We start from the raw sequence: 23935 nt of genomic DNA on the forward strand, positions 1-23935 counted from the left end.
CGGCGGCAGATCTCGACCGCCGCCGCCAGCGAGCCGTCCTCCTCGGCGAAGCCGGGGCACACGGCGGTGGCCCGGTCGTGGAACAGCCGGACCGCCGCGCAGGCACGGGCCTGTTCGGGCGTCGAGCCGGGTTCGGGCAGTTCCAGGGGGAGTACCGGGTGCAGGTTCTCGCCGTCGATCCGCAGCGGCTCCCGGCTGGTGGCCAGGACCCGCAGCCCGGGGCACCGGCCGAGCAGGGTCTCGGCCAGCGTGGCCGCCGCGTCGATCACGTGCTCGCAGTTGTCCAGCACCAGGACCGGGTCGTCGTGCCTGAGCACCTCGGTCAGGCGGTCCAGGATCTCCTCTGGGGTGCCGGGGCGGCGGGTCGGGGCCGCGGCGTTCTTGGGCAGGTCGGCCTCGCGCGTGCGCAGGGCGTCGAGCACCGCGCGGGGCACGTCCGCCGGGCCGGCCGGGGCCAGGGCGACGAACCACACCCCGCCGGGCGGTGTGAGCCGGCGGCCGGCGGTGGTGGCCAGCCGGGTCTTGCCGGACCCGCCGGGGCCGACCAGGGTGACCAGGCGGGCTCGGCCGAGCAGCTCGGCCACCCGGCGGATGTCGTCCTCGCGGCCCACGAAGCTGGTCAGCGGCGCGTCCGGGTTGCCGGGCGGCCGTGGTCGGCGGGGTTCCGGCCGTTGGGGCTCCGGCCGTTGGGGTGGCGGCTGTTGGGGTGGCGGCTGGTCGTCGGGCGTGCGGTGACCGGGGGGCGGCCGGCGGCCGGGGGGTGCCGGGAGCTCGCCGCGCAGGACCGCGAGATGGGCCGCCCGCAGCTGCGGTCCGGGGTCACTGCCGAAGGTGTCGGCCAGCCGGGCGCGCAGCCGCTGGTAGGCGGCCAGTGCCTCGGCGCCCCGGCCGCCGGCGGCCAGGGCCCGGATCAGCTGGGCGTGCAGCCGTTCGTGCAGCGGGTGCCGCGCGGTCAGCGATTCGAGTTCGGCGATCAGCTCCGGTCCGGCGCCCAGCGCGAGGTCGGCCTCGAACCGGTCCTCCAGGGCGGCCAGCCGCGCCCGCTCCAGCCGCCGGGCCTCGGTGTCGGCGAACGGCGCCTCGCGCACGTCCGCCAGCGCGGGGCCACGCCACAGGGCCAGGGCCTCCCGCAGGGCGGCGGCGGCCTCGGCCGGCCGGCCCTGTGCGTGCAAGTGCCTGCCGGAGCGGGCCAGTTGCTCGAACCGGGCGGTGTCCACCGCACCGGCCTCGACGGCCAGCCGGTACCCGGCCGGTCCGAAGGTGAGCAGCGCGGGGTCGCCCAGGACGCCCCGCAGGCGGGACACCAGTGACTGCAGGGCGTTCGTCTGGTCGACCGGTGGCGCCTCGGCCCACAGCGCGTCCACCAGGGCCTGGGGCCGGACGGCGCGGCCGGCGTCCAGCGCGAGGTAGGCCAGCAGCGCCCGCAGCCGCGCGCCGCCGATCGGCAGCGGGCCCGCTCCGGCGTCCAGTACCAGGGGTCCAAGCAGGCCGACGCGCACCGGGTCACTATCGCAGCAGCACCGGTTCGAGCGTCAAGTCGCCGGCCGGCGCCCGCGCGCCCGCCCCGGCCGTGGGCGGCGTCCGGGGCGGTGGCCCGGCGGGGCTGCGGCGGCGCGTGGGCGGGGCGCTCCCCCGCCCCGGGCGGGCCCGCCCGTCACGTCCTCGGGGCGGCGATGGGGGGCCCGGGTGAACCGGTAGCCCCGGACAGCCATCCCCGGTAGCGCTCCGCATACGCATGTGTGTGGATGGTGACAGGACGCCATTTCGTGGCAGTCCGATCGACCATCACCACCCTTATCTGGAAGGGCTCTTCCCCCATGCGTACTGCGCGCCGCGTCCTGACCGTCTCCGCCCTCTGCCTCCCGCTCGTTCTCGGCGGGGCGACCATCGCCTCCGCCGACACGCCCAACAACATCCCCTCCCTGAACTACGACCACGGGGCGTTCTCCGTCGGCCCGAACGGCAGTGCCCTGCACATCACCGATGTCCAGTTCGGTCCTGACGGTGCCTCGTTCCTCGACGCCGCCGTCGCGGTGGGCCCCAACGGTGTCGCCGGCTACGCCACCGAGACCGGCATCGGCCTCGCGGGCTGATCCCCGCCACTCCCCCATGCCGGGTGCCCCGGGACGGTTCGTCCCGGGGCACCCGCACGCCCGGGGCCGGGCCGGGCGCGCCGCCGGCCCTGCGGCGCTCACCCGGCCCGGCGCGGGCTGACGAGCATGCGGATGTCGTCGGCCGCCCAGAGGACGAACCGTTCGGCCGGGACCACCCGGTGGCCCGGCACGGGCCGAAAGCGCAGGCGCTTGAGGAGGACGGCCAGCAGCAGTTCGCACTCGACCATGGCCAGGGCGGCGCCCTCGCAGCTGCGCGGGCCGAACCCGAAGGGGACCCAGGCCAGCCGCGCACGTCCGGCCGCCTGCTCCGGGGTGAAGCGCTCGGGGCGAAACCGTTCGGGCTCGGGCCAGTGGTCGGGGTTCAGGTGGACGGCCCAGAACGGGTAGAAGACCACCGCCCCGGCCGGGACCGTGTACGCGCCGAGGGTGAGCGCTTCGGCGGTCTGGCGAGCGCCGTAGGGACCGGGCGGGTAGAGGCGCATCGACTCCTGGAGGACCGTCCGCAGGTACGGCAGGCGCCGCAGGTCGGCGTACCCGGGGGCCGGGCGGTCGCCGAGCACGCGGTCCAGTTCCCCGGTGACGCGTTCGGCCGCCTCGGGGTGGCGGCCCAGCAGGTGCAGGGTCCAGGAGACGGCCACGCCGGTGGTGTGGTGGGCGGCGAGCATCGTCGCGAGGACGGTGTCGCGGATCCGGGCGGGGCGCTCGCCGGCCTCGACCAGTGCGCCGACCAGGTCGCTGCGGTCGGCGCGGCCGCCGTTGCGGTGGGCCGCGATCACCCGGTCGACCGTCGCGCGCAGGAGGGCGAGCGCCCGCGCGGTCCGCTCGGCGCGCTCCTGCGGGTCGACGGCGGGGGGCACCTGGTAGAGCCGTTCCAGGTAGTCGGCGAGCACCTCCTCGAAGGCGGCGGCGACGACGTCCGGGCCCTCGACCTCGCCGCCCAGGGCGTACGCGCAGATCATCCGCAGGGACAGGGCGGTCAGGTCCTGCTGCAGCGCGACGGCCTCGCCCCGCGCGCCCCGCGCGGCCCAGCGGTCCGCGAGGCCGGTCGCGAGCGCGGTGAAGCGGTCGAAGGCCTGCTCGTGCGAGGGGCGGCCGGCCAGGACCGAGAGCAGGGTGCGGCGCCACGGGGCGTGTTCGTCCGCCGGGAGCACTTGCAGGTTGCCGGCCTCGAACAGCGGGTCCAGGAAGGAGAACAGGCGCTCGGGGCGGCGGTCCAGGTGCGCGGTGGCCTCCAGCAGCACCGGGTCGGCGACCGACACGGCCGTCTCGGCGCCGGGCAGCTGGAACCGTGCCACGGGGCCGTACTCGGCGTGCAGCCGCAGCTGGTAGGCGTGCAGCCCGCCCGCCTGCGCGATGGCGCCGACCCCGCCGTCCGGCCGGGGGTCGGGACCGGGGATCTTCATCGGACCTCCTGGTGACGCATGGTCGGATCCGCCGCCCGGACGGTGAACGCGGGCGGCGCAGCGCCGACGGCCGTGGGGACCAGGATCGCGCGGGAGCGCGTCCGGCCGGCAGTGGCGACGCCGGGTGACGCCGGGCCGGGCCCGGGCGAGATTTCCAGCGCTTGCAAGCAATCGGCGCACACAACTATTGTGGTGTCACACAAAGTGCACCTGCAATCATTCGAGAAGGTTTCCCCCTCGCCCCCGGCCCCGCCTCCGCCGACAGGAGTCCGCCCATGAGCACCACCCTCTTCACCCCCTACACCCTGAGGACCCTGACCGTCCCCAACCGCGTCTGGATGGCGGCGATGTGCCAGTACAGCGCCGCTCCGGACGGCGACGCGGCCGGCGCCCCGACGGACTGGCACTTCGCCCACGTCGCGGCACGCGCCACCGGCGGCACGGGGATGATCATCATGGAGGCCACCGCCGTCAGCCCCGAAGGCCGCATCACCCCCTACGACCTCGGGATCTGGAACGACACCCAGGTCGCGGCCTTCCGGCGGATCACCTCCTTCCTGACGGCGCAGGGCACCGTGCCGGCCCTCCAGCTCGCCCACGCCGGCCGCAAGGCGTCCACCGAGCGCACCTGGATCGACCGCGGCCGCGCCCTCGCCCCGGACGAAGCCCACGGATGGACGCCGCTCGCCCCCAGCGCCCTGCCCTTCGCCCCCGCCCGGACCAGGCCCGACGAACTCACCGAGGAGCAGATCCGCGGGATCGTCCGGCAGTTCGCCGACGCCGCCCGGCGCGCGCTCGACGCCGGCTTCCGGGCCGTCGAGATCCACGGCGCCCACGGCTACCTGATCCACCAGTTCCTCTCCCCCCACAGCAACCACCGCACCGACGCGTACGGCGGCTCCTTCGAGGGCCGCATCCGCTTCGCCCTGGAGGTCGTCGACGCCGTCCGCTCGGCGTGGCCCGAGGACCTGCCCGTCCTCTTCCGCGTCTCCGCGACCGACTGGCTCACCGAGAACCCGCAGGACGGCCGCACCGGGTGGACCTCCCAGGACACCGTCCGCCTCGCCAAGGAACTCCTGGCCCACGGCGTGGACCTGATGGACATCTCCACCGGAGGCCTCGTCCCCGACGCCACGATCGACGCCGGACCGGGCTACCAGGTGCCCTTCGCCGAGGCGGTGCGCAGCGGGGCCGGCATGCCCGTGGCGGCCGTCGGCCTGATCACCGACCCCGTCCAGGCCCAGGACATCCTCGCCGCCGGTAAGGCCGACGCCGTCCTGCTCGGCCGCGAGCTGCTGCGCGACCCGTACTGGGCGCGCCGCGCCGCCGCCGAACTGGGCACCCGGGTCCCCACCCCCGTGCAGTACCACCTCGCGTAGCGGCGCCCCGGTACGGGCGGTGGGGGCCCTGCGGTTGCGGCGGCCCGGTTCCGGCGGTGCGGTTCCCGGTGGAGGCCCGCCCCGCCGCCCGCCGGTCCCGCGTACCTGTGATCAACTCTTCGGGTACCGCGGCGGGGACCGCGGCACAGGACGAACCATCAAAGGGGGATGGTCACATGGTCGAACTGTCGAACGGTGCGATGACCTGGGTGGCGGCCGGGGACAGCATCACCCGGGCCGCCCTCCACACCCACGGCGCGCGCGGCTGGGTGGAGCACGTGCAGGAACGCCTCTGCTGGCAGCTCGGCCGGCTGACGGACGTCGTGGTCAACACCGGCGTGTCCGGCTGGCGGGCCACCGACGTCCTCGGGGCGTACGACTTCGTCATCGGGCGGTTCGCACCGGACGTGCTGTCGCTCTCGCTGGGGACCAACGACGCCCCCGCCGGGTTGGAGGGGCTCGGGGAGTTCCGCGACGCCATGCGCGAGATCGTCGCCCGGTCCACCGGCGCGCAGATCGTGCTGCACACGCCGCTCGTGGCCAGCCACGCCGGGCGCGCCGCCCGCCCCGAGCTGCCCGCGTACTGCCGGGCCGTGCGCGAACTCGCCGCGGAGACGGGCGCGTTGCTCGTCGACCACGAGGCGTACTGGCTCGCCGAGTTCCCCGACGGCGAGGCGATCCCGTGGCTGGACGACCCCACACACCCCAACGGCGTCGGCCACCTGCACCTGGCCGACCACACGCTGCGCACACTGGGGCTGGGCGAACTCACCGCCCTGTGAGCGGGCCGCGCCGGGCGGGCCGTCGGGGCGGTTGCCGCTGATCGGGGGCTGGGCGGCGTCGGAAATTTTTGTCGGGTCCCTGTCTAGTTCGCTTGCGTCCTGGTGTGGTGGGATGTGCCCGTCACGGGATTTGAGGGCGCTGACGGGGGTGCGCGGTGAGGGGTGGACGGCTGTGCGGGCTGGACGGGGACGCGGCGCGGCTTGCCGCGGCGGGCCTGGTCCGGCTGGGTGCGCAGGAGTGGGTGGGCGACGCGGCCGGGGCTCCGGCGTGGCTGGGGCGGATGCGGGCGGCGTCGTTCGCGGACGCCTGGCTGGCGTTCGGCGAGCCGCCGGCGCCGGGGCTGCGGGTGCCGGCCGGGGAGGTCCTGCGGGCGCTCGCGTACCGGGCGGCGGAGCTGGTGCTCCAGGCCCGCGAGGGGGATGTGCCGGCGGTGCTGGAGTGGCTGGGCCGGCGGTCGGCGGAGGCCCGTGAGCAGGCGGGCCGGGCGGAGGTGACGCACCCGGCCGAACCGGCCGCGCTCGCCCTGGTGTGGCACGGCGTCCAGGCGGTCACCGCCGACGCCGACGGCGGGGGCGGGGGCGGGGGCGGGGGCGGGTACGGGGGCGGGGGCGTTTCGGCGGCCGAGGGCCGGGAGGCGCACGGCCGGCGCATCGACGAGCGGGGCGAGGCCTACGTCCGCGAGCGGCACCACCGCCGGGACACCCTGGCGCTGATGCTGGCCTGTGCCCGGATCGCGGCCGCCGCCCTGGTGGAGTCGTGCGGCGGCGATCCGGGCCGGGTGGACGGGTGGCTGGAGGAGGACGCGGCCCGGTACATGGCGCTCGGCGGCCCGGTACCGCTGTGGGTGCCGGGCCGGCCGGGGCAGCCCACGGGGTGAGGCCGGGGGCTCGGCGGCTCGGCGGTTTAGTCGCCGGGGCTCAGCGGGCCGGGAGGCTGAGGGTGGCGCGCAGGCCGCCGCCGGGGGCGGGGGTGAGGCCGAGGTCGCCGTGGTGGGCGTCGGTGATGGCCGCGACGATGGCCAGGCCGAGGCCGTGACCGCGGCGGGCGGGGTCGGACTGCGCGGTGCGGCCGCGGCCCCGCAGGAAGGGCTCGGTGAGGGTGGGGACCGTCTCGGGGGCCAGGCGGGGGCCGGTGTTGGTGACGGTGAGCCGGACCCGGCCGGGGTCGGCGGGGTCCGCCCCGGTGGTGACGGTGACGGATCCGCCGGTCGGCAGGTTGTGGCGCAGCGCGTTCTGCAGCAGGTTGACGGCGGCCTGGCGCAGCAGGACCGGGTTGCCGGTGGCGGGGGCGGGCCGGCAGTCCGTGGTGACGGCGACGCCCAGGGCGGCGGCCTCCTCCTGGACGGCGGCGAGGGCGTCGCGGGTGGTGCGGGCGAGGTCGAGGGGTTCGAGTTCGGGGGCGGTGTGGCCGAGGTCGGCGAGTTGGAGGAGGGCCTCGCTGATCTCGATGCCGCGCTGGTTGGTGTCCTGGAGGCGGGTGACGAGGGTGGTCCAGTCCTGGCGGGCCGGGTCGGCGGCGGCGACCTGGAGCATGGTGCGGGTGATGGCCAGGGGGGTGCGCAGTTCGTGGGAGGCGTTGGCGGCGAAGCGCTGCTGGGCGTCGAAGGAGCGCTGGAGGCGTTCGAGCATCTCGTCGAAGGCGTCGGAGAGGTCGGTGAACTCGTCGCGGGGGCCGGCGAGGGCGATGCGGTGTTCGAGTGCTCCGCTCGCGGCGCGGTGGGCGGCACTGGTGATGTCCTGGAGGGGGCGCAGGACGCGGCCGGCGATGAACCAGCCGCCGATCGTGCCGACGGCGGTGAGCAGGGCCAGGGCGTAGCCGGAGATGGTGAGCAGGGAGCGGAGGATCTCCTGGCGGGAGGGGGCGGAGAGGCGGTCGCGGGGGTTGGAGGAGGTGAGCGGGTAGTTGGGGATGTAGCGCATGCCGATGTAGACGACGGCCAGGCAGAGGGTGCCGGTGATGACGGCGAAGAGGGTGTAGCTGAGGGTGAGCCGCAGGCGGGCGGTCAGGCGGCGCGGCCGCGGCGCGGGGCGGGTGCGGGGCGGGGCGCTCACGTGGGGGTGCCGTCGGTGAGGCGGTAGCCGACGCCGGGCACGGTCTGGATCACCCAGGGTTCGCCGAGTCGTTTGCGCAGGCCGGAGATGGTGATGCGGACGGCGTTGGTGAACGGGTCGGCGTTCTCGTCCCAGGCGCGTTCGAGGAGGTTCTCGGCGCTGATGACGCCGCCGCGTGCGGTCATCAGGACCTCCAGGACGGCGAACTGCTTGCGGGAGAGGGCGACGTAGCGGCCGTCGCGGTAGACCTCGCGGCGGAAGGGGTCCAGGCGCAGTCCGGCGTATTCGAGGACGGGGGGCGCGGCCTGGGCGGGGCGGCGGGCCAGGGAGCGCAGCCGGACGACGAGTTCGGCGAGGTCGAAGGGTTTGGTCAGGTAGTCGTCGGCGCCGAGTTCGAAGCCGGCGACCTTCTCGTTGAGGCGGGCGGCGGCGGTGAGCATGAGGACGCGGCAGCCCAGGCGGTGCTCGACGATGGTGCGGCAGACGTCGTCGCCGTGGGTGCCGGGGATGTCGCGGTCCAGGACGACGACGTCGTAGGTGTGGACGGCGAGGCGTTCGAGGGCGGCGTCGCCGTCCGTGACGATGTCGCAGGCGATCGCCTCCAGGCGCAGGCCCGCCTGGACCGCCTCGGCGAGGTAGATCTCGTCCTCCACCACCAGGACCCGCACGCGCTGTTCTCCCGTCCCGCTCTTGCTGTCGTTGCCGTTGTCGTTGTCGTTGCCGTTGCCGTCGGTGTCCATTGGACACGAACGGGCCTATCGAAAACGTATCGGTTAGTGCAGACGTCCTGGTAACACCGCATTTCCTCCCATGGTGTGGCCGCCGGGTTTCCCCGTCGCGGCGAGATGACGAGCGCCGGGAGGCAGCGATGGACGGGACGACGCGCCAGGAGGCGACGCGGTGGCGGACGGCGGGAGGTGGCCGGCGGGCGGTGGCCGTGGGCACCGGGGCGGTGGTGGTGCTGGCGCTGGCCGGCGCCTGCGCGGCCGCCGACCCGCCGGCGACCGAGGCGGCGCTGCGGACCCTGGCGGCCACCGTCGCGCCGTTCTCCTCCTCCCTCGCTCCGGGCTCCGGCCCCTCGGCGGGGACGGACGGCGACATTCCCGACGGCACGACGCTGACCCCGTTCGACACCGGGGCACCGGCGGTGGGCAACCTGGACGGGCCGCTGCTGGAAGCCGTCCAGCAGGCCGCCCGGGACGCGCGCGCCCAGGGCATCGAGATGACCGTCACCTCGGGCTGGCGCAGCAAGGAGTACCAGCAGCGGCTGCTCGACAAGGGGGTGGCCAGGTACGGGAGTCTGGAGCGGGCCAGGCAGTTCGTGAACACTCCGGAGAAGTCGGCGCACGTCTCGGGCAAGGCCATCGACATCGGCCCGACCAATGCCGACTACTGGCTGATCCAGCACGGCGCGCGGTACGGGCTCTGCCAGGTGTACGCCAACGAGATCTGGCACTTCGAGCTGCTGACCAGCCCTGGCGGGACCTGTCCGGCCCAGTTGCCCGACGCGGCCGGGTAGGGGGCGTTCGTGACCCGATCGCAGGAGGGGCTCGCGCCGGGGGCGGGGGCGGTCTCAAGGCCGGAGGCGGGGCCGGTGGCGAAGGCGGAGGCGGGCCCGGAGGCGGGGGGCGCCTCGGCGGGTGTCGCCCGCCCGGCCGGCCGTCGACGCCGTCGGCAGCGGCGCCCGCAGGTCGGGCGCTGGCGGCGCGGCCGCGTGGCCGCCGCCGTGGCCCTGCTGACCGCCCTCGCCCTGGCCGGTCACCGGCGGGTGCCGAGCCTGGGCGTCCACTTGGGGAGCCTGTGGGAGAGCGCCCTGCCCTGGGCCGGCGTCGTGGTGCCCGCCGTCCTGCTCGTCGCCGCGCTGCGCCGCGCGCCGGTGCCGGCGTGCGCCGCGGTGATGCTGGCCGCAGTGTGGGCCGTCGTGCTCGGGCCGGTGCTCGCCGGCGGCGGCCCGCCGCCGGGGGGCGGTGCGGGCCCGGCCGGCGGTGCGGGCCTGACCGCGGTCACCCACAACGTGAGCGCGCAGAACCCGGACCCCGCCGGCACGGCCCGGGCGCTGCTCGCCGCCCGCCCCGACCTGGTCGCCCTGGAGGAGGTCACCGACGCCGCGCTGCCCGTCTACCAGCACGTGCTGGACGCCGAACTGCCGCACCGCACGCGGATCGGCACCGTCGCGCTGTGGAGCCGCTACCCGCTGACCGACGCACGGCGGCTGACCATCGACCCGGGCTGGAGCCGCTCGCTGCGGGCCGAAGTCCAGGCCCCCGGTGGGCCGTTGGCCGTGTACGTGGTCCATCTCGCCTCCGTCCGGCTCAACGTCACCGGCTTCGCCACCACTCACCGCGACCGCAACCTCGCCGCGCTCGGCGCCGCGCTGGACGAGGAGCCCCTGCGCCGGGTGCTGCTGCTGGGCGACCTCAACACCGCCGCCGGGGACCACGCGCTCGCCCCGGTCACCAGCCGGCTGAGCTCCGCGCAGGACAGCGCGGGCGGCGGCTTCGGGTTCACCTGGCCGGCGGTCTTCCCGCTGGCCCGGATCGATCACGTCATGACCCGGGGCCTGTCCGCGACCGCCGCCTGGACCCTGCCCGCCACCTCCAGCGACCACCTGCCCGCCGCCGCCCGGCTGACGCCGTGAGGGGCGTGCGGGCGGCGGGGGCGGGGGGCTGCCGGTGTCAGGCGAGGAGGTCGGACTGGAGGGTGACCACCTGGCGGAAGGCCGCGTCCGGGACGCCGTCGGGGTTGGTCATGGTGACGACGGCGACGAGGTCGGAGGCGCAGAGGTAGGCGACGCGGGCGTTCGGCGTGCCCTTGGCGCCCTTCGCCGTGCTCTCCTGGGCGTCCAGGTGGACGCCCTCGACGGTGTCCCAGGCGCTGTGGGAGGTGCTCTTCGCACCGGGCAGGGCATTGGGCCTGGCGTCGGAACGCAGGGAGGAGAAGACGTTCCAGGACTCGAAGGAGGCACCGAAGCGCAGCAGCCGGATCTGGGTGCGGGTGCCGTCGGAGGCCGTCCACTCCCGGACGGTGGCCGCCCGGCAGGCGTCCTGCAGGAGCAGTGCGCGGAGCTCGGCCGGGTCCCGCTGGTCGGCGAGGATCGCGTCGCAGGTGACCCAGTCGGCCGGGGCCTGGCCGGCGGGGGCCGTGGACGGGCTCGCGCCCGCCGAGGCCGACGCCGAGGCCGAGGCGGAGGCGGTCGGGCTCGGGGTCGGGGTCGCGCTCGCCGACGGGGTGCCGGTGGCCGAGGCGGTGGGAACCGGGTAGAGCGCCGGGGTGAGGCTGCCGCCGGCCTCCTTGGGGGCGGGCAGCAGCAGGTAGCGCAGGTCCGCGGCGTGCAGGGCGTTCTTGCCGCCCGTACGGTCCGGCGCGCTGCTGCCCGAGGGCAGCGGCGGCAGCGTCAGCGGCGGGAAGGTGTAGCGGCCGTCGCCCGGGGTGGCCAGGCCGGGCAGGTCGGTGCGCTCGGGGGCGGTGACGGCCAGCGCGGCGCCGGTGCCCGCGAGGGCGAACACCAGGGTGGCGGTGGCCCAGCGTGCGGCCGCCCTGCGGCGGGCGCTGCGCCGGGCGAGGCGGGCCTCGTGCTCCTCGGGGGTCTCCGCGGCGGGAGCGGCGGGGAACTCGGCGGGGGTGCCCGTGGGGGTCTCGGCGAAGGTCTCCGTGGCGGCCTCGGCGGGGGTGCCCGCGGGGGTCTCGGCGAGGGCGGCGGGCTCGTGCGGGGTGGCGTGGTCGGTCATGCGGACGCTCCCGGGCGGGCGAGGCGGTCGAGCTGCAGGGTGAAGAGGGCGACGATCCGGTCCTTGGGCAGCGGTGCCACGCCCTCGACGTTCATGACCACCAGCAGGTCGCCCTCGGCGGCCGAGCACTCCAGGTAGTCGATCGGCGCGGACGGCGGCGCCGGCATCAGGTAGCAGTGCGCCTCGGGGTGGCCCGGGATCTCCGGGCCGATCCGGAACAGGCCGGTGTCGCCGGTGAAGACCGCGGTGTACTCGTTGAGCTTCTGCACTTCCTGCTGGTTGAACTGGCGCAGCTTCAGGCCGACCACCAGGTCGTCCTCGCTGGTCCGGTACGTCCGCACGCCGGTGGCCTTGACGTGCAGGCCCTCCCAGTAGGAGCGCAGCTTGTCGCGCTTGTCCTTGGGGATCTGCTGGAGTTCGTCGTCCAGTTCGGCGGACAGGAACTCGGCGCCGAGTTCGGTGTCGTTGCCGTAGCCGCCCTCGTCCGGGCCGGGTTCGTAGCCGGCCGGGACGGGCAGCAGCAGGTCGCGCAGCGAACCGAAGTGGTTGCCGTTGGACTTGGCGCCGAACGGCGTGGCGGTCGCGGTCGGGACGGGCGCGGCGGACGGCCCGGCGGCGACGGCCGGGGCAGGGTCGTCGTACTGGGTCTTGATGATGCCGACGCCGATGGCCACCCCGGCCAGCGCCGCCGCGGCCGTCGCGGCGCCCGCGCGCAGCAGGCGGCGGGAGGCGGGGCGCGGGGCGGTGGGCGCGGCGGGAGCGGTGGGCGCGGCGGCGGTCGGCGCGGCGGGCTCGGCGGCGAACTGCTGTTCGGCGGCGGGCTGTTCGGCGGCGGCCGGGGCCGGCGTGGCGGCCGGGGTCCCGGTCATGCTGTTGTCGGTCATACCAGCCGCTCCCATTGCTGCTTGGCGAGGTCCTTCACGACGTCGGGGTTCACCGGCTTGGGGTCGAAGACCTCGACCACCATCGCCACCGTGCCGCGTTGGGCCACGGCCTGGCCGTAGTAGTACCGATCGGCGCTGTCGGCCCAGTACCTGGGTGTCTCGTCCACCCGGTAGCCGCCGTTGGCGCCGTCGGCGAACGGCTTCAGGTTGCGGGTGGTGCCGACGGCGTGCGTGGCGGCTTCGTTGGCGCGGTCCGGCGCGTACTGGACCAGCGACACGCGGTACCTGGTGTCGCCCTTCTTCCAGTTCACCTCGGCCGCGCGCCGGAAGCCCCGGGAGTTCAGGTCCTTGAAGTCGCGGACCGCGCTGTCGCTGTGCTCGGCGAGCTCGCCGACCGACACCCAGCTCGGCTTGTCCGGGAATTCTCCCCAGGCGGCGCTGCCGTCCGGGGCACCGATCAGCAGCTTGAGCAGGTCGCCGTCGATGGCCAGCGGCTTGGGCTGCTGGGCGGCGAAGGCGGTCGGGTCGACCGCCGCGGCCGGGTAGGACGGGCGCGCGACCTGGATCGGCGGCAGCGGCGTCGGCGGGCGCTGGGCCTGGACGGCGTAGCCGACGCCGCCGCCGACCAGGGTGCCCAGCACCAGGCCGGACACCGCCAGCAGCACCGGGCGCGGGCGGCGCGGGGCGCGGGGCGCCCGCTCGGGGCCGGCCGACAGGAGCTCGGGGCCCGGCGCGTCGGACGGCACTTCAGTGGCGAACTGCGGTGCAGCGAAAGGAAGTTCAGCGGAAGACGGTTCGGCGGGCATGGCGGCGGGCCGCGGCGGGGCGGCGGGCGCCGGCGCGGTGCCGGGCGGGGGCAGCGCGGGTTCGGTGGTCACGGGATGGCTCCAGAGGAGGGTGGGGAGGACGGCGTCGGGGCGGGCGGCGGCGCGGGTTCAACCGCGTTCAGCCGCGTTCAGCTGCGTTCAGCTGCGTTCAGCCGCCGGAGGCGAGCCACTCGCGCTGGCGCTTCATCAGCCCGCTCAGCAGCGCCTTGTCCGGTGTCCCCTTCACCTCGACGTCGATCGTGTACTGGACGTCGCCCTGGCTGGAGATGCCGGTCATCGAGCCGGTGTACGCCTGCTGCTTGGGCTTGTGCAGGTAGCCGTGGGCGTTCGGGTCGCCGTCGATGTCGATCGGGTCCTGCGACTTGAGGGTGTATCCCTGGACGAACTCGCGCGCCATCGAGGTGGAGCCGAAGCGCAGCAGGGTGACGGTGACCTCGGCCTTGCCGTCGGCCGTCCGGTACATCCGGGTGGCGCCCGACTGGTAGCCGTACGAGCCGAGGATGTCCATGATGCCGTCCTGCTTGCCGAACAGGTCGGCGACGTCGTCGTTGGTCATGGTCATCCCGTCCGCGGGCCCGTACGACTCGCCGCCGTCCGGGATCGGGAGCAGGAAGTAGCGCAGGTCGCCCTCGTGCTTGCCGCCGTTGACGGTCCCCTTGACGGTGCTGGCCGGTTTGGGGGTGGTCGGGGCGGCGGTGGGCGTCGGCACCGGTACCGGGGTGGCGGAGGGCGTCGGACTCGGGCTGGCGGTGGTGGTGGCCGGCGCGGGTGCGGCGGCGGCCGGGCGGGTGTCCGGCCTGCCGACGGCGACGGTCACCGCGGCGCTGGTCGCCGTGACGGCGAGCAGGCCGGCGGTGGCCAGTACGACGCCGACGGCGCGCGGCAGCAGCCGGCGCGCGGCCGGTTCGGGTGCGACGGCGTGCTGCGGTACGGCGTCGGGCTGCGGTACGGAGGCGTGCTCCGGTACGGCGGGGTGCTGCGGCGCAGCGGGGTGCTGCGGTACGGCGGCCGGTTGCGGCGCAGCGTCGGGCTGCTCAGGAACGGCGGCTGTCTCGTTTTCGGGCGCGGACAAGGAACTCCCCCGGGAGAATGTGGGATCTCGCGCGCGGACTCCCTCGCAAACCGCTCCCCCGGCGGTTCTCCGGACCGTCCATCACGCGTCTCAGCAGGCATTATGAGAGACCGTTCGCACCGCTGCCAACAAAGTTAATCGCCGCACTCCGGTCCAATACTCGATGAATCGGACACGTCGTGATGTAACCGCAACAGGCGATCCGGGCACGGTACCGCGGTACCGTGCCCCTTCCGATGATCGGTCCGGGGTACCACGGATCGCGCCGGCGCCGCACCTAGCGTGGAGTGTGAGGGAGGCCGGGACGGTCCGGCCCCGGAGCGTAGGGGTGAGCGATGATCGAGGCGCACCAGCTGACGAAGCGGTACGGGGAGAAGACCGCCGTCGACCGGCTCGACTTCACGGTCAAGCCCGGCACGGTCACCGGCTTCCTCGGGCCCAACGGCGCCGGGAAGTCCACCACCATGCGGATGATCGTCGGACTGGACGCGCCCACCAGCGGCTCGGTGCGCGTCAACGGGCGCCGTTACGCGGCTCACGCGGCGCCGTTGCAGGAGGTCGGGGCGCTGCTGGAGGCCAAGTCGATCCACCCGGGGCGCTCCGCGTTCAACCACCTCATGGCCCAGGCGCACACCCACGGCATCCCGCGCTCGCGGGTGGAGGAGGTCGTCGAGCTGACCGGGCTGCAGTCGGTGGCCAGGAAGCGTGCCGGGGCGTTCTCGCTGGGCATGGGCCAGCGGCTGGGGATCGCGGCGGCGCTGCTGGGCGACCCGGCGACGGTGATGCTGGACGAACCGGTCAACGGCCTCGACCCGGAGGGCGTGCTGTGGATCCGCAACCTCCTCACCTCGCTGGCCGCCGAGGGCCGCACCGTCTTCGTGTCCTCGCACCTGATGAGTGAGGTCGCGCTGGTCGCCGACCACCTGATCATCGTCGGGCGGGGCCGGCTGCTGGCCGACACCACCGTGCAGGACCTGGTCCGCCAGGCCGGCGGCGACGTGGTGAAGGTGGCCAGCGCCGATCCGGCCCGGCTGCGCACGGCGCTGGCCGGGCCCGGGGTGGAGGTCACCGGCCGTTCCGGCTCGGAGGAGCTCCTCGTCACCGGCCTGGCCGCGCGGGAGATCGGCCTGCGGGCCGCCGAGCAGGGCATCGCCCTGTTCGAGCTCACCACCCGCACGGTCTCCCTGGAGGAGGCGTTCATGGAGCTGACCAGGGACGCCGTGGAGTACCACGGCACCACCACCGCGACCGGGCCCGCCGCCAGTGCGGGTGCCGGCGCCGAGTCCCCGAGGAGCGCGGCATGAGCACCATCGCACCGAACCAGACGTCCGCGGCCGCCGACCGGCGCCCCGCGCGCCCCGCCTACCGGGTGACGCCCGTGCGCGTGCTGCGCTCGGAGTGGGCCAAGCTGTGGTCGCTGCGCTCGACCTGGATCACGCTGGGCCTGGGCCTGCTGTTCCTGGTCGCGTTCGGGCTGATCGCCGCGTTCCAGTTCAAGTCGAGGATCACCTCGGGGCGCCCGATGGACCGGGGGGACTTCGCCGACGCCAGTGCCCTGAGCCTGTCGCTGTTCGGCACCAACTTCGCGCAGCTGGCGTTCGGCGTCCTGGGCGTGCTGGTCGCCGCGGGCGAGTACTCCACCGGCATGATCCGCTCCACCCTGGCCGCGGTGCCGCGCCGGCTGCCGGTGCTGTGGTCCAAGGCGGCGGTGTACGGCGTGGTGGTGCTGCTGCTGGGCACCGTCGGGGTGTTCGTCGCCTTCGCGGCCGACAGCGGCATCCTCTCCGGCACCCGCGCGGCGATGACGTTCTCCGACGCCGGCGTCCTGCGCGGCCTGCTGGGGGCCGGGCTCTACCTCGCCCTGGTGGGCGTGATCGGTGTCGCGCTGGGCGCGCTGCTGCGGTCGGTGGCGGGCGGCATCTCGGTGCTGGTGGCCTCGCTGATGCTGGTCCCCGGCCTGATCTCGCTGCTGCCCTCGTCCTGGCAGGACCACATCAGCCCCTACCTGCCCAGCCACGCGGGCGAGGCGATGTTCGCCCTGCACCACGACGCGACCACACTGTCGCCCGCTGCGGGGCTGGCGGTCTTCCTGCTGTGGACGGTGCTCGCCCTGGCGGGCGCGGCCGTGCGGCTGGTGCGCAGCGACGCCTGAGGGCTGGGAGACTGCGTGGACGTCCCGGTGCGGTGCCCGTTCGAGTCGGGTGCCGCACCGGGCGCGTTTCGTATCCGTTTCCGTTTCCGTATCCGTTTTCGTGTCCGTTTTCGTATCCGTTCCGGGATGAGGCTGGACGAAGGTGACGACCGTTGCGGATGAGCTGGACGAAGGTGACGCCGTGAGCGAGCACGACACCGCCGCGGGGGCGGGAGGCGACCCGCTGTCGGGGCACCCGGTGTTCGCGCGCCTGGCCCGGCTGGGGCAGCGGGCGCGGCAGGCGGACCGCGACCACCCGTGGGTGCTGGACACCGCGGTGGTGGCCGCGGTCTTCCTGCTGTTCTGCCTGCCGGACCTGCTGCCCTTCCACGACGGCGGGGAGCGGGCGCGCGAGCACCGGATCGTCTTCGCCCGCCCGCCGCTGGCGGCGATGCTGGCCTTGCAGGCGGGGCTGCTGCTGCCGCTGCTGTGGCGCCGGCGGCGACCGGCGGCGGCGTTCGCGGCGGTCGCGGCGGTGTTCGTCCTGCAGTGGTCGCTGGGGGTGGCGCTGCGCGCGGACGTCGCGCTGCTCGTCGCCCTCTACAGCCTGGCCCTGCACGGGAGCCTGCGGCACCTGGCGTGGGCGTGCACGGCGATGGCCGGCGCGTCGGCGCTGGTCGCGGTGGAGCTGTCCGGCGGGCTGCCGGTCGGGGACGCGCTGTTCTTCCTGTTCAGCGCGGCGACGGCGGCGGTGGCCGTCGGCATCGCGGTGCGCATCCGCCGGGCCCAGCTCGCCGGGCTGCGCGAGCGGGCGGCGCGGCTGGAGGTCGAGCGCGACCAGCGCAGCCGGCTGGCCACCGCCACCGAGCGCACCCGGGTGGCCCGGGAGATGCACGACATCATCGGCCACAACCTGTCCGTGATCATCACCCTGGCGGACGGCGGCGCGTACGCGACCGAGGCCTCCCCCGAGCGGGGCCGGGAGGCGCTGCTGCTGATCGGGGAGACCAGCCGCCAGGCGCTGGGCGAGCTGCGGCGCATGCTCGGCGTCCTGCGCGACCAGGGCGGCGAGCAGGGCCCCGAGTTCACGCCGCAGCCGGGCATCGCCGACCTCGACGGGCTGTGCGCGCGCATCCGGGCCGCCGGGCCGCAGGTCGTGTACACCGCGCGCGGCGAGGTGGGGCGGCTGGACCGCGGGGTGCAGCTGATGGCGTACCGCATCGTCCAGGAGGCGCTCACCAACACCCTCAAGCACGCCGGGCCCGACACCCGGGCGCACGTGACGCTGGCCGCCGAGGGCGGCCGGCTGCGGGTGCGGGTGCGGGACGGCGGTCCGCCCGGCGGGGCGGTGCGGGGCGGTGCGGCGGGCGAGGAGGGGCACGGTCTCACGGGCATGCGCGAACGCGCGGCCCTGTACGGGGGCACCGTCACCGCCGGGCCCGGGCCCGGGGCAGGATGGACCGTGGAGGCCGTCCTCGACCTCACCCCCGACGGGCCCGACGGACCCGACGGCCTCGGCGGACCCGGCGCCTTCACCTCCGATCCCGACCCCGACCCGACAGGCGGCCTGACGTGACCACGGTCCTCATCGTCGACGACCAGCCGCTCCAGCGGTACGGCTTCCGGATGCTGCTGGAGAGCCAGCCCGGCACGGAGGTCGTCGGCGAGGCCGCGCACGGCGCCGAGGCCGTACGCCTGGCGGCCGACCTGCGGCCCGACGTCGTCCTGATGGACATCCGGATGCCCGGCATGGACGGCATCGAGGCCACCCGCCGCATCGTCGCCACCGGCGGGCGCTCGCGCATCCTCGTCCTGACCACCTTCGACCTCGACGAGTACGCCCACGCCGCGCTGCGCGCCGGCGCCAGCGGCTTCCTCCTCAAGGACGCCCGCCCGGAGGACCTCCTGGCCGGGATCCGCGCCGTCTCCGAGGGCGACGCCGTCGTCGCCCCCGCCATCACCCGGCGCCTCCTGGACGCCTACGCCCACCACCTGCCCGTGCGCCCGCCCGGCGCGGCCGCCGAGGACGACCCGCGGCTGAACGCCCTGACCGAGCGCGAGCGCGAGATCCTGGTCGCGGTCGGCCGGGGCTGGACCAACGGGGAGATCGCCCAGCGCCTGGTGCTCGCGGAGTCGACCGTCAAGACGCACGTCAGCCGGGTGCTGGCGAAGATCGGCGCCCGGGACCGGGTGCAGGCCGTGATCTTCGCCTACGACCGCGGCCTGAACCGGCCGAACCCGCCGGCCTGAGCCGTCCCCCTCCTGCCGCGGGGGGCGCCCCTGGCGCCGCGGTGTCAGGGGCGCTTCTTCGGGGCGGCTTCGAGGTCGGTGGCGGCGGCGGCCAGGATGGCGCCGAAGACGTGGGCGATGACGGGCTTGCCGACCCTGCGGGCCAGGGCCGCGCCGACCAGGGGGACGGGGATCGCGAAGCCGGTCGCCCAGACGACCAGGGTGCCCTCGGGGACCTCCTCGAACGTCATCCGGCCGAACTCGTGCCGGGCCGGCGGGAAGCTGCGGTCGACGGTGTAGTCGAAGCCGTGCGGGGCGTTGTAGGCGGTGATCCGCTCGTTGAACCAGCCGATCAGCCAGGTGTGCAGCCGCACGGCGCCCACCCCGTAGGGCGCGCCCACCCCGGGCCGGGCCAGGCGCGCCCTGAGCACGAACGGGGAGCGGGTGTAGTTGGTGCTCGTGGCGCACCAGTCGAACACCTCGGCGATCGGCGCCGCGACGACCCGTCGCACGGTCACGGTTTCCATGGCTCGTCCCTCTCCTGCAGCGGGGAGCGCGGATATCGGCCGCGCCCTGTTCACCGATGAAGACCGGACGCGGCCCGAAACCGTGACATCGGGCGGGGCGGGCCCGGGGGTGGCGATGCCGCCTGCCTACCGTTCGGCCTTGGGCGTGCGGGCCATGAGCAGGTCGACGGCGCGGTCGATGGTGACGGTGCCGTCGAGGATGGCGACGACGAGTGCGGTGATGGGCATCTCGACCTGGTGTCGTCGGGCGAGGTCGAGGACGGCGTAGGCGGACTTGGCCCCTTCGGCGGTCTGGCCGGTGGCGGTGGCGGCCTGGTCGATGGTCAGGCCGCGGGCGAGGTGTTCGCCGAAGGTGCGGTTGCGGGAGAGCGGGGAGAGGCAGGTCGCGGTGAGGTCGCCGAGGCCGGCCAAGCCGGCGAAGGTGGCGGGTTCGGCGCCGAGCGCGGTTCCCAGGCGGGCGGTTTCGGCGAGTCCGCGGGTCAGGAGGGTGGCCTTGGCGTTGTCGCCGAGGCCGAGTCCGGCGGCCAGGCCGACAGCGAGCGCGATGACGTTCTTGACCGCGCCGCCGAGTTCGCAGCCGATGACGTCGGTGTGGGTGTAGGGGCGGAAGTACGGGGTACGGCAGGCCACTTGGAGTCGGCGGGCCGCGTCGTGGTCGGTGCAGGCGATGACGCTGGCGGCGGGCTGGCGGGCGGCGATCTCGCGGGCCAGGTTCGGGCCGGACAGGACGGCGACACGGGCGGGTTCGAGGGCTGCGCCCTGGGCGATGACCTCGCTCATGCGCCGGCCGGTGCCGAGCTCGATGCCCTTCATGAGGCTGACGACCAGGGTGTCCGGCTCGATCAGGGGCGCCCACGCGGCCAGGTTGGCCCGCAGGGTCTGGGAGGGGATGGACAGGACGGCGACATCGGCTCCGGCCAGGGCGACGTCGGCTTCGGTGGTGGCCTTCACCGTGCCGGGCAGCGTGACGCCGGGCAGGTAGCCGGGGTTGACTCCCCGGGTGTTGATGCCGTCGGCGACCTCGGGGCGGCGCGCGTGCAGGACGACATCGCATCCGGCGTCGGCGAGAACCAGCGCGAAGGCGGTCCCCCACGATCCTGCCGACAGTACGGCGACCCGGGCCATCCTCTACCTCCGCGTGCTGGTGGGGAGCTGAGGGGCAGCGTACTGGCGCCTTGGGGGCGGAGGCGCCGGTCAGCGGAGGCGCCGTATCCGCCTGCCCGCACCTCTTCCAGGCGAAGGTGCCGAAGCTGTTCGACGCAAGGGTGACGGCCGTCGGCAACCGCCTGTTCGGCGTCCGGGTCGACAGCCCCGACCTTGACTGGCGGCGCCGCCAGGACCGGATGACGTGCACCCCGATCGGCGTACCCGAGCCGGTCGCACGTTCGGTCGCCGCCTACCTCGGAGAACTTCGTCTGGTCTACGGCGCGTTCGACTTCGCCGTGGCCGCCTCGGGCGACTGGTACTTCCTTGAATGCAACCCGAACGGCCAGTGGGCATGGCAGCCGGCCGAGACCACCGAGGCGATTGCCCGCGCCCTCGCCGACCAGCTACAGAAAGGCCGTGACGCATGAGCACGCCGGCTGAACTCCGCACCGCTCTGGCCGACAGGCTCGCCGAGGACGGCACGCTGACCGAACGCGAGTGGGACAGCGCGGCGAGGGCCGTTCCGCGAGAGCTCTTCGTCGGAACCTACTTCGCTCCGGTCGCCGGCAGCGTTCCGACCAGCTACCGACCCGTCCGTCAGGGCGAGCCCGGGTGGCTGGCGGGGATCTACGACGACCAGACGCTGGTGACCCAACTCGACGGCCGCATCGGGCCCGAGGACACCGCCGGGGAGACCGTGACAGGTATCCCGTCATCGTCGTCCACCCTCCCGTCCGTCGTACTGCGCATGTGGCAGCAGCTGGGCGCCGAGACCGGGCACCGGGTACTGGAGATCGGTATGGGCACCGGGTACTCGACCGCCCTCGGCGCGCACCGCCTCGGGGACGCCGGCCTCACCAGCATCGAGTACGACCCCGCAGTCGGCGCGGCAGCGGCGGCGGCGATCAGGACTGCGGGATTCTCCCCCCGGCTGATCATCGGTGACGGGCTGCGCGGCGACCCGGACGGCGGGCAATACGACCGGCTCATCGCCACCTGTTCTGTCCGGTACATCCCTCTCTCCTGGCTCCACCAGGTCAAGCCCGGCGGTCGAATCCTGGTCACCCTCTCCGGGTGGAGCTACGCGAACGCCCTCGTGCTGCTCGACGTGACCGGACCTGGCGAGGCCACTGGCCGGTTCCTGACCGGCCAAACCGGTTTCATGATCGCCCGCACCCACGACCGACCGCCCCGCCCGACGCTGGACCTCCTGCCCGGCAAGGAGCGTCCGACCCGCATCGACCCGGCGAAGCTGGACAGTTGGACGGGCGCTTGGGTGGCCCAGCTTGCCGCACCCGGGGCAATCCGCATGGGTGTGGGGGCTCAACAGATCCTCTGGGACCTGGCCACCGGATCGCAGGCCCGGACGGCGCCCGACCCCACCGGCGGGTGGACCGTGACCCAGCGCGGGCCCGTCTCCCTGTGGGACCAGGTCGAGCAGACGGTTGAGACCTGGCAGGCGGCCGGTGAGCCGCACCAGGACCGCTTCGGGATCACCGTGTCGGCGGCCGGACAGCGGGTCTGGCTCGGCACCGAGGACGGGCCCGGATGGGATCTGCCCGTATAGGCCTGGCTCAGCCCCGCACCGAGCCGTGTCGCACCGGACCGAAACCGTGGTGTCGGGTGGGGGCGTCCTCGGGGGTGGCGAGGTCGGGCGGGCGGCGGGGAGGGGGCGGGGTGGTGCGCGAGGCTTCCGTGGCGTGGGGGGCGCTGCACCGGCGGTGTGCGGTGGGTGTGGTGGCGGGGGTGGTGGTGCTGGGGGGCGCGGCCGGGCCGGTGGTGTGGGCGGGGTCGCAGGACCTGCCGGGCGATCGGCGGTGGTGGCTGGTGGTGTGCGGGGTCGCGCTGGTGGCGGCCGTCGGCGCCTCGCTGCCGCTGCTGCGCCGGGTCTCCACCACCGACTACGTCGTCTCCTGTGTGGCGCTGGTGCTGCTGCTGGTGCTCGCCCTGGGCACGGTGTTCGCGGCGGCGCAGGCCGCCTACGCCGTCCGCACCCGGCTGCACGAGCCGCCCCACGTCACGGCCACCGTGACGGGCTGCCGGACGACGGGCCGGGAGCTGGACGACCAGAACCAGGGCCACGACGTCTACGACTGCACGTACCACTGGAGCGCCGGCGGCCGGGAGTTCGGCGAGGAGCGGCCCACCGGGAAGCTGTATCCGGACGGCCACGAGACCAGGGTGTGGCTCGCCGGCGAGCGGATGATCACGAGCCGGCCGAGCCTGCTCGGGATCCCGCTGTGGATCGTGCTCGCCCTGGCCGGGCTGGCGGGCGCGGTCCGGTTCTCGGCGTTCCTGGCCTGGAAGGCCCGCGACGTGGGCCTGAGGCAGTAGCAGTAGGGGGTGGCCGGAATCCGGGGTGGCGGGTGCGGTGCTCTGGCAGCATCGGGCGGATGGGGCAGTGGGAGGGGATCGGGCGGCGCTTCGTCGTGGGCGCGGGGTACGCGCTGTACCGGGGGCCGTTGGCGGACAGTACGTCACATCGGCACGCCGCGTTCCAGGTCGCCGTCGCGGCGGCGGGCGGCGAGGTGACGATCGTGGACGGGGCCGGGGTCCGCCACCGGGGCGCGGCGGTGGTGGTGGCGCCGATGGTGTGGCACCGGATGGCGCCGGTCCGGGGGGTGTCGGCGTTCTTCGTCGATCCGCACTGCGCGTTCGCGGACCGGCTGCGGGCGGGGTGCGGTGACGGTGTCACCGTGGCGCCCCAGTGGCGGGACCTGGTGGAGGAGGACCTGTGTCCGTCCGGGGTGCTGCCGTCGGCCGAGGTGGACGTGCGGCTGTGGGCGGCGATGGAGGCGCTGACGGACCACCGGGTCGCGCTGCCGGGGCTGGCGGCCCGGGTGGGGCTGTCGCCGCAGCGCCTGCGGGCGCTGGCACGGCGGCAGTTGGGGGTGCCGCTGGCGCGCTGGCGGATCTGGCGGCGGCTGGCCCGCGCCGCCGACGCGCTGGGCGAGGGACGCACGCTCGCCGAGGCGGCGCTGGCGGGCGGCTTCGCCGACCAGGCGCACTTCAGCCGCCAGATGCGGGAGATGACGGGGCTGACGCCGTCGGCGGTGCTCCCGGTGCTGCGCGCCTCGGGCCCGGCGGGCGGCCCGGGCCGGGCAGGCAGTCCGGCGGGTGCCTCGGGCCGGGCGTAGCCTCGTCCGCATGTGTCTGATGGTGTGGATCGGAACCGAACAGCCCGTGCTGCCGATCCCCTGCGCCGCCGGTCCGCAGCTCGGGACCTGCTACTGCGGGGTTCGCGAGACTGCCGCCGACGCGCCCGTTCGAGCCCGCTTCACTTCACCGCACGTGACCTGCGTCGGCTCGCACGAGGGCTGCGGCTGCGGGTTCAACAGCTCCCGGTTCGAGTGGGAGGGGTTCACCGACACGGCCGACGCGATGGCGCTCGTCGACGCGATGCGGGACGAGGAGCGCGAGGAGTTCCTCGCGCAGAAGCACTCACGGGAGTTCCTGGCGGCGCTGGTGTCCGCGGCCCTTTTGCACGGGACGGTCGACATCTACATGTGCTGGGCCGGGGACGAGGACGAACCGCCCGACCGCGTGGAGAGCATCGAGGCACGCCGGCTGACGGAGTGCTTGACTCCGCTCCAGGAGCGGGTGAAGTACACGGCGCTCGGCTGAGCAGGAGGTGCGGGCCTGTCGGCGCGTCATCTCCCCC

25 protein-coding genes are annotated in these 23935 nt (G+C 74.9%); 15 read left to right on the top strand and 10 right to left on the bottom strand.

Going from position 1 to position 23935, the window contains the following annotated elements; all coding sequences use genetic code 11:
* A partial coding sequence (locus A6F73_RS36925) for a BTAD domain-containing putative transcriptional regulator (protein ID WP_159398746.1) occupies nt 1-1499 on the bottom strand: 1499 nt, incomplete at its 3' end.
* A 318-nt stretch (nt 1500-1817) separates the two neighbouring features.
* Between A6F73_RS36925 and A6F73_RS36930 the strand changes: the two genes are divergently transcribed.
* Nucleotides 1818-2093, top strand: coding sequence for a hypothetical protein (locus A6F73_RS36930; protein ID WP_063352834.1), 276 nt, complete (start codon nt 1818-1820; stop codon nt 2091-2093).
* Nucleotides 2094-2191: 98 nt separating this feature from the next.
* On the opposite strand, the gene A6F73_RS36935 is transcribed toward A6F73_RS36930, so the two are convergent.
* Nucleotides 2192-3517, bottom strand: a complete 1326-nt coding sequence (locus tag A6F73_RS36935) for a cytochrome P450 (protein WP_063352835.1) — start codon at nt 3515-3517, stop codon at nt 2192-2194.
* A gap of 275 nt (nt 3518-3792) precedes the next feature.
* Between A6F73_RS36935 and A6F73_RS36940 the strand changes: the two genes are divergently transcribed.
* The 3 genes from A6F73_RS36940 (at nt 3793) to A6F73_RS36950 (ending at nt 6556) form a co-directional block, all read left to right on the top strand.
* A complete protein-coding gene (locus tag A6F73_RS36940; RefSeq protein WP_063352836.1) occupies nt 3793-4896 on the top strand; it encodes an NADH:flavin oxidoreductase/NADH oxidase in 1104 nt (367 codons plus the stop codon).
* A 176-nt stretch (nt 4897-5072) separates the two neighbouring features.
* Nucleotides 5073-5678: an SGNH/GDSL hydrolase family protein gene (locus A6F73_RS36945; RefSeq protein ID WP_063352837.1), complete on the top strand. Its 606-nt coding sequence runs from the start codon at nt 5073-5075 to the stop codon at nt 5676-5678.
* A gap of 155 nt (nt 5679-5833) precedes the next feature.
* Nucleotides 5834-6556, top strand: a complete 723-nt coding sequence (locus A6F73_RS36950) for a hypothetical protein (RefSeq protein WP_159398747.1) — start codon at nt 5834-5836, stop codon at nt 6554-6556.
* Nucleotides 6557-6596: 40 nt separating this feature from the next.
* Here the strand turns inward: A6F73_RS36950 and A6F73_RS36955 are convergent, their stop codons facing one another.
* Together A6F73_RS36955 and A6F73_RS36960 are read right to left on the bottom strand one after the other, a co-directional pair.
* Nucleotides 6597-7730, bottom strand: coding sequence for a HAMP domain-containing sensor histidine kinase (locus A6F73_RS36955; RefSeq protein WP_063352839.1), 1134 nt, complete (start codon nt 7728-7730; stop codon nt 6597-6599).
* Nucleotides 7727-8398 (bottom strand): response regulator transcription factor, encoded by a 672-nt coding sequence (locus A6F73_RS36960; RefSeq protein WP_063353004.1) that lies wholly within the window; start codon nt 8396-8398, stop codon nt 7727-7729. Before A6F73_RS36960 ends, A6F73_RS36955 begins: the two co-directional genes overlap by 4 nt.
* Nucleotides 8399-8598: 200 nt before the next feature.
* Here A6F73_RS36960 and A6F73_RS36965 point away from each other — a divergent pair, with 200 nt between their 5' ends.
* Nucleotides 8599-9249 carry a M15 family metallopeptidase gene (locus tag A6F73_RS36965; protein ID WP_079136642.1) on the top strand — a complete coding sequence of 217 codons (651 nt, stop codon included), beginning with the start codon at nt 8599-8601 and terminating at the stop codon, nt 9247-9249.
* 9 nt (nt 9250-9258) lie between these two features.
* Nucleotides 9259-10368, top strand: a complete 1110-nt coding sequence (locus A6F73_RS36970) for an endonuclease/exonuclease/phosphatase family protein (RefSeq protein ID WP_244293866.1) — start codon at nt 9259-9261, stop codon at nt 10366-10368.
* 37 nt (nt 10369-10405) lie between these two features.
* Here the strand turns inward: A6F73_RS36970 and A6F73_RS36975 are convergent, their stop codons facing one another.
* The 4 genes from A6F73_RS36975 to A6F73_RS42040 all read right to left on the bottom strand — a co-directional run bounded on the left by A6F73_RS36975 (nt 10406) and on the right by A6F73_RS42040 (nt 14241).
* On the bottom strand, nt 10406-11458 hold the full coding sequence (locus A6F73_RS36975) for a hypothetical protein (RefSeq protein ID WP_063352841.1): 1053 nt from the start codon (nt 11456-11458) through the stop codon (nt 10406-10408).
* Nucleotides 11455-12342, bottom strand: coding sequence for a hypothetical protein (locus tag A6F73_RS42700; RefSeq protein ID WP_063352842.1), 888 nt, complete (start codon nt 12340-12342; stop codon nt 11455-11457). The genes A6F73_RS36975 and A6F73_RS42700 overlap by 4 nt, the downstream gene beginning before the upstream one ends.
* Nucleotides 12339-13220, bottom strand: a complete 882-nt coding sequence (locus tag A6F73_RS36985) for a hypothetical protein (RefSeq protein ID WP_063352843.1) — start codon at nt 13218-13220, stop codon at nt 12339-12341. Before A6F73_RS36985 ends, A6F73_RS42700 begins: the two co-directional genes overlap by 4 nt.
* 97 nt (nt 13221-13317) lie before the next feature.
* Entirely contained in the window at nt 13318-14241 is a 924-nt protein-coding gene (locus tag A6F73_RS42040) for a hypothetical protein (protein WP_063352844.1), read from the bottom strand.
* Nucleotides 14242-14576: 335 nt separating this feature from the next.
* Between A6F73_RS42040 and A6F73_RS36995 the strand changes: the two genes are divergently transcribed.
* The 4 genes from A6F73_RS36995 (at nt 14577) to A6F73_RS37010 (ending at nt 18622) form a co-directional block, all read left to right on the top strand.
* Nucleotides 14577-15545, top strand: coding sequence for an ATP-binding cassette domain-containing protein (locus tag A6F73_RS36995; RefSeq protein ID WP_063352845.1), 969 nt, complete (start codon nt 14577-14579; stop codon nt 15543-15545).
* Nucleotides 15542-16393, top strand: a complete 852-nt coding sequence (locus tag A6F73_RS37000) for an ABC transporter permease (RefSeq protein ID WP_063352846.1) — start codon at nt 15542-15544, stop codon at nt 16391-16393. The genes A6F73_RS36995 and A6F73_RS37000 overlap by 4 nt, the downstream gene beginning before the upstream one ends.
* Before the next feature lie 181 nt (nt 16394-16574).
* On the top strand, nt 16575-17948 hold the full coding sequence (locus tag A6F73_RS37005; protein ID WP_063352847.1) for a histidine kinase: 1374 nt from the start codon (nt 16575-16577) through the stop codon (nt 17946-17948).
* Nucleotides 17945-18622 (top strand): response regulator transcription factor, encoded by a 678-nt coding sequence (locus A6F73_RS37010; RefSeq protein WP_063352848.1) that lies wholly within the window; start codon nt 17945-17947, stop codon nt 18620-18622. Before A6F73_RS37005 ends, A6F73_RS37010 begins: the two co-directional genes overlap by 4 nt.
* A gap of 44 nt (nt 18623-18666) precedes the next feature.
* On the opposite strand, the gene A6F73_RS37015 is transcribed toward A6F73_RS37010, so the two are convergent.
* Both A6F73_RS37015 and A6F73_RS37020 read right to left on the bottom strand, forming a co-directional pair.
* Entirely contained in the window at nt 18667-19128 is a 462-nt protein-coding gene (locus A6F73_RS37015) for an SRPBCC family protein (RefSeq protein WP_063352849.1), read from the bottom strand.
* A gap of 126 nt (nt 19129-19254) precedes the next feature.
* Nucleotides 19255-20253, bottom strand: coding sequence for an NAD(P)H-dependent glycerol-3-phosphate dehydrogenase (locus A6F73_RS37020; protein ID WP_063352850.1), 999 nt, complete (start codon nt 20251-20253; stop codon nt 19255-19257).
* A gap of 116 nt (nt 20254-20369) precedes the next feature.
* Here A6F73_RS37020 and A6F73_RS37025 point away from each other — a divergent pair, with 116 nt between their 5' ends.
* From A6F73_RS37025 to A6F73_RS37050, 5 genes are all read left to right on the top strand, one after another.
* Entirely contained in the window at nt 20370-20702 is a 333-nt protein-coding gene (locus A6F73_RS37025; protein ID WP_244293867.1) for a hypothetical protein, read from the top strand.
* Nucleotides 20699-21841, top strand: a complete 1143-nt coding sequence (gene tgmC, locus A6F73_RS37030; protein ID WP_063352851.1) for an ATP-grasp peptide maturase system methyltransferase — start codon at nt 20699-20701, stop codon at nt 21839-21841. Before A6F73_RS37025 ends, tgmC begins: the two co-directional genes overlap by 4 nt.
* Before the next feature lie 113 nt (nt 21842-21954).
* Nucleotides 21955-22608, top strand: coding sequence for a hypothetical protein (locus tag A6F73_RS42045; RefSeq protein WP_159398748.1), 654 nt, complete (start codon nt 21955-21957; stop codon nt 22606-22608).
* Nucleotides 22609-22667: 59 nt separating this feature from the next.
* Nucleotides 22668-23411, top strand: coding sequence for an AraC family transcriptional regulator (locus A6F73_RS37045; protein WP_063353006.1), 744 nt, complete (start codon nt 22668-22670; stop codon nt 23409-23411).
* 10 nt (nt 23412-23421) lie between these two features.
* Nucleotides 23422-23898, top strand: coding sequence for a hypothetical protein (locus A6F73_RS37050; RefSeq protein WP_159398749.1), 477 nt, complete (start codon nt 23422-23424; stop codon nt 23896-23898).
* The last annotated feature ends 37 nt before the right edge of the window (nt 23899-23935 follow it).

It is taken from the genome of Streptomyces sp. MJM8645, from assembly GCF_001625365.1.
GTDB lineage: Bacteria > Actinomycetota > Actinomycetes > Streptomycetales > Streptomycetaceae > Kitasatospora.

Coding starts and splice junctions, on each gene's coding strand:
- A6F73_RS36930 (WP_063352834.1), top strand. CDS start 1,818: ATGCGTACTGCGCGCCGCGTCCTGACCGTCTCCGCCCTCTGCCTCCCG.
- A6F73_RS36935 (WP_063352835.1), bottom strand. CDS start 3,517: ATGAAGATCCCCGGTCCCGACCCCCGGCCGGACGGCGGGGTCGGCGCC.
- A6F73_RS36940 (WP_063352836.1), top strand. CDS start 3,793: ATGAGCACCACCCTCTTCACCCCCTACACCCTGAGGACCCTGACCGTC.
- A6F73_RS36945 (WP_063352837.1), top strand. CDS start 5,073: ATGGTCGAACTGTCGAACGGTGCGATGACCTGGGTGGCGGCCGGGGAC.
- A6F73_RS36965 (WP_079136642.1), top strand. CDS start 8,599: ATGGACGGGACGACGCGCCAGGAGGCGACGCGGTGGCGGACGGCGGGA.
- A6F73_RS36975 (WP_063352841.1), bottom strand. CDS start 11,458: ATGACCGACCACGCCACCCCGCACGAGCCCGCCGCCCTCGCCGAGACC.
- A6F73_RS42700 (WP_063352842.1), bottom strand. CDS start 12,342: ATGACCGACAACAGCATGACCGGGACCCCGGCCGCCACGCCGGCCCCG.
- A6F73_RS36995 (WP_063352845.1), top strand. CDS start 14,577: ATGATCGAGGCGCACCAGCTGACGAAGCGGTACGGGGAGAAGACCGCC.
- A6F73_RS37000 (WP_063352846.1), top strand. CDS start 15,542: ATGAGCACCATCGCACCGAACCAGACGTCCGCGGCCGCCGACCGGCGC.
- A6F73_RS37015 (WP_063352849.1), bottom strand. CDS start 19,128: ATGGAAACCGTGACCGTGCGACGGGTCGTCGCGGCGCCGATCGCCGAG.
- A6F73_RS37020 (WP_063352850.1), bottom strand. CDS start 20,253: ATGGCCCGGGTCGCCGTACTGTCGGCAGGATCGTGGGGGACCGCCTTC.
- tgmC (WP_063352851.1), top strand. CDS start 20,699: ATGAGCACGCCGGCTGAACTCCGCACCGCTCTGGCCGACAGGCTCGCC.
- A6F73_RS37045 (WP_063353006.1), top strand. CDS start 22,668: ATGGGGCAGTGGGAGGGGATCGGGCGGCGCTTCGTCGTGGGCGCGGGG.
- A6F73_RS37050 (WP_159398749.1), top strand. CDS start 23,422: ATGTGTCTGATGGTGTGGATCGGAACCGAACAGCCCGTGCTGCCGATC.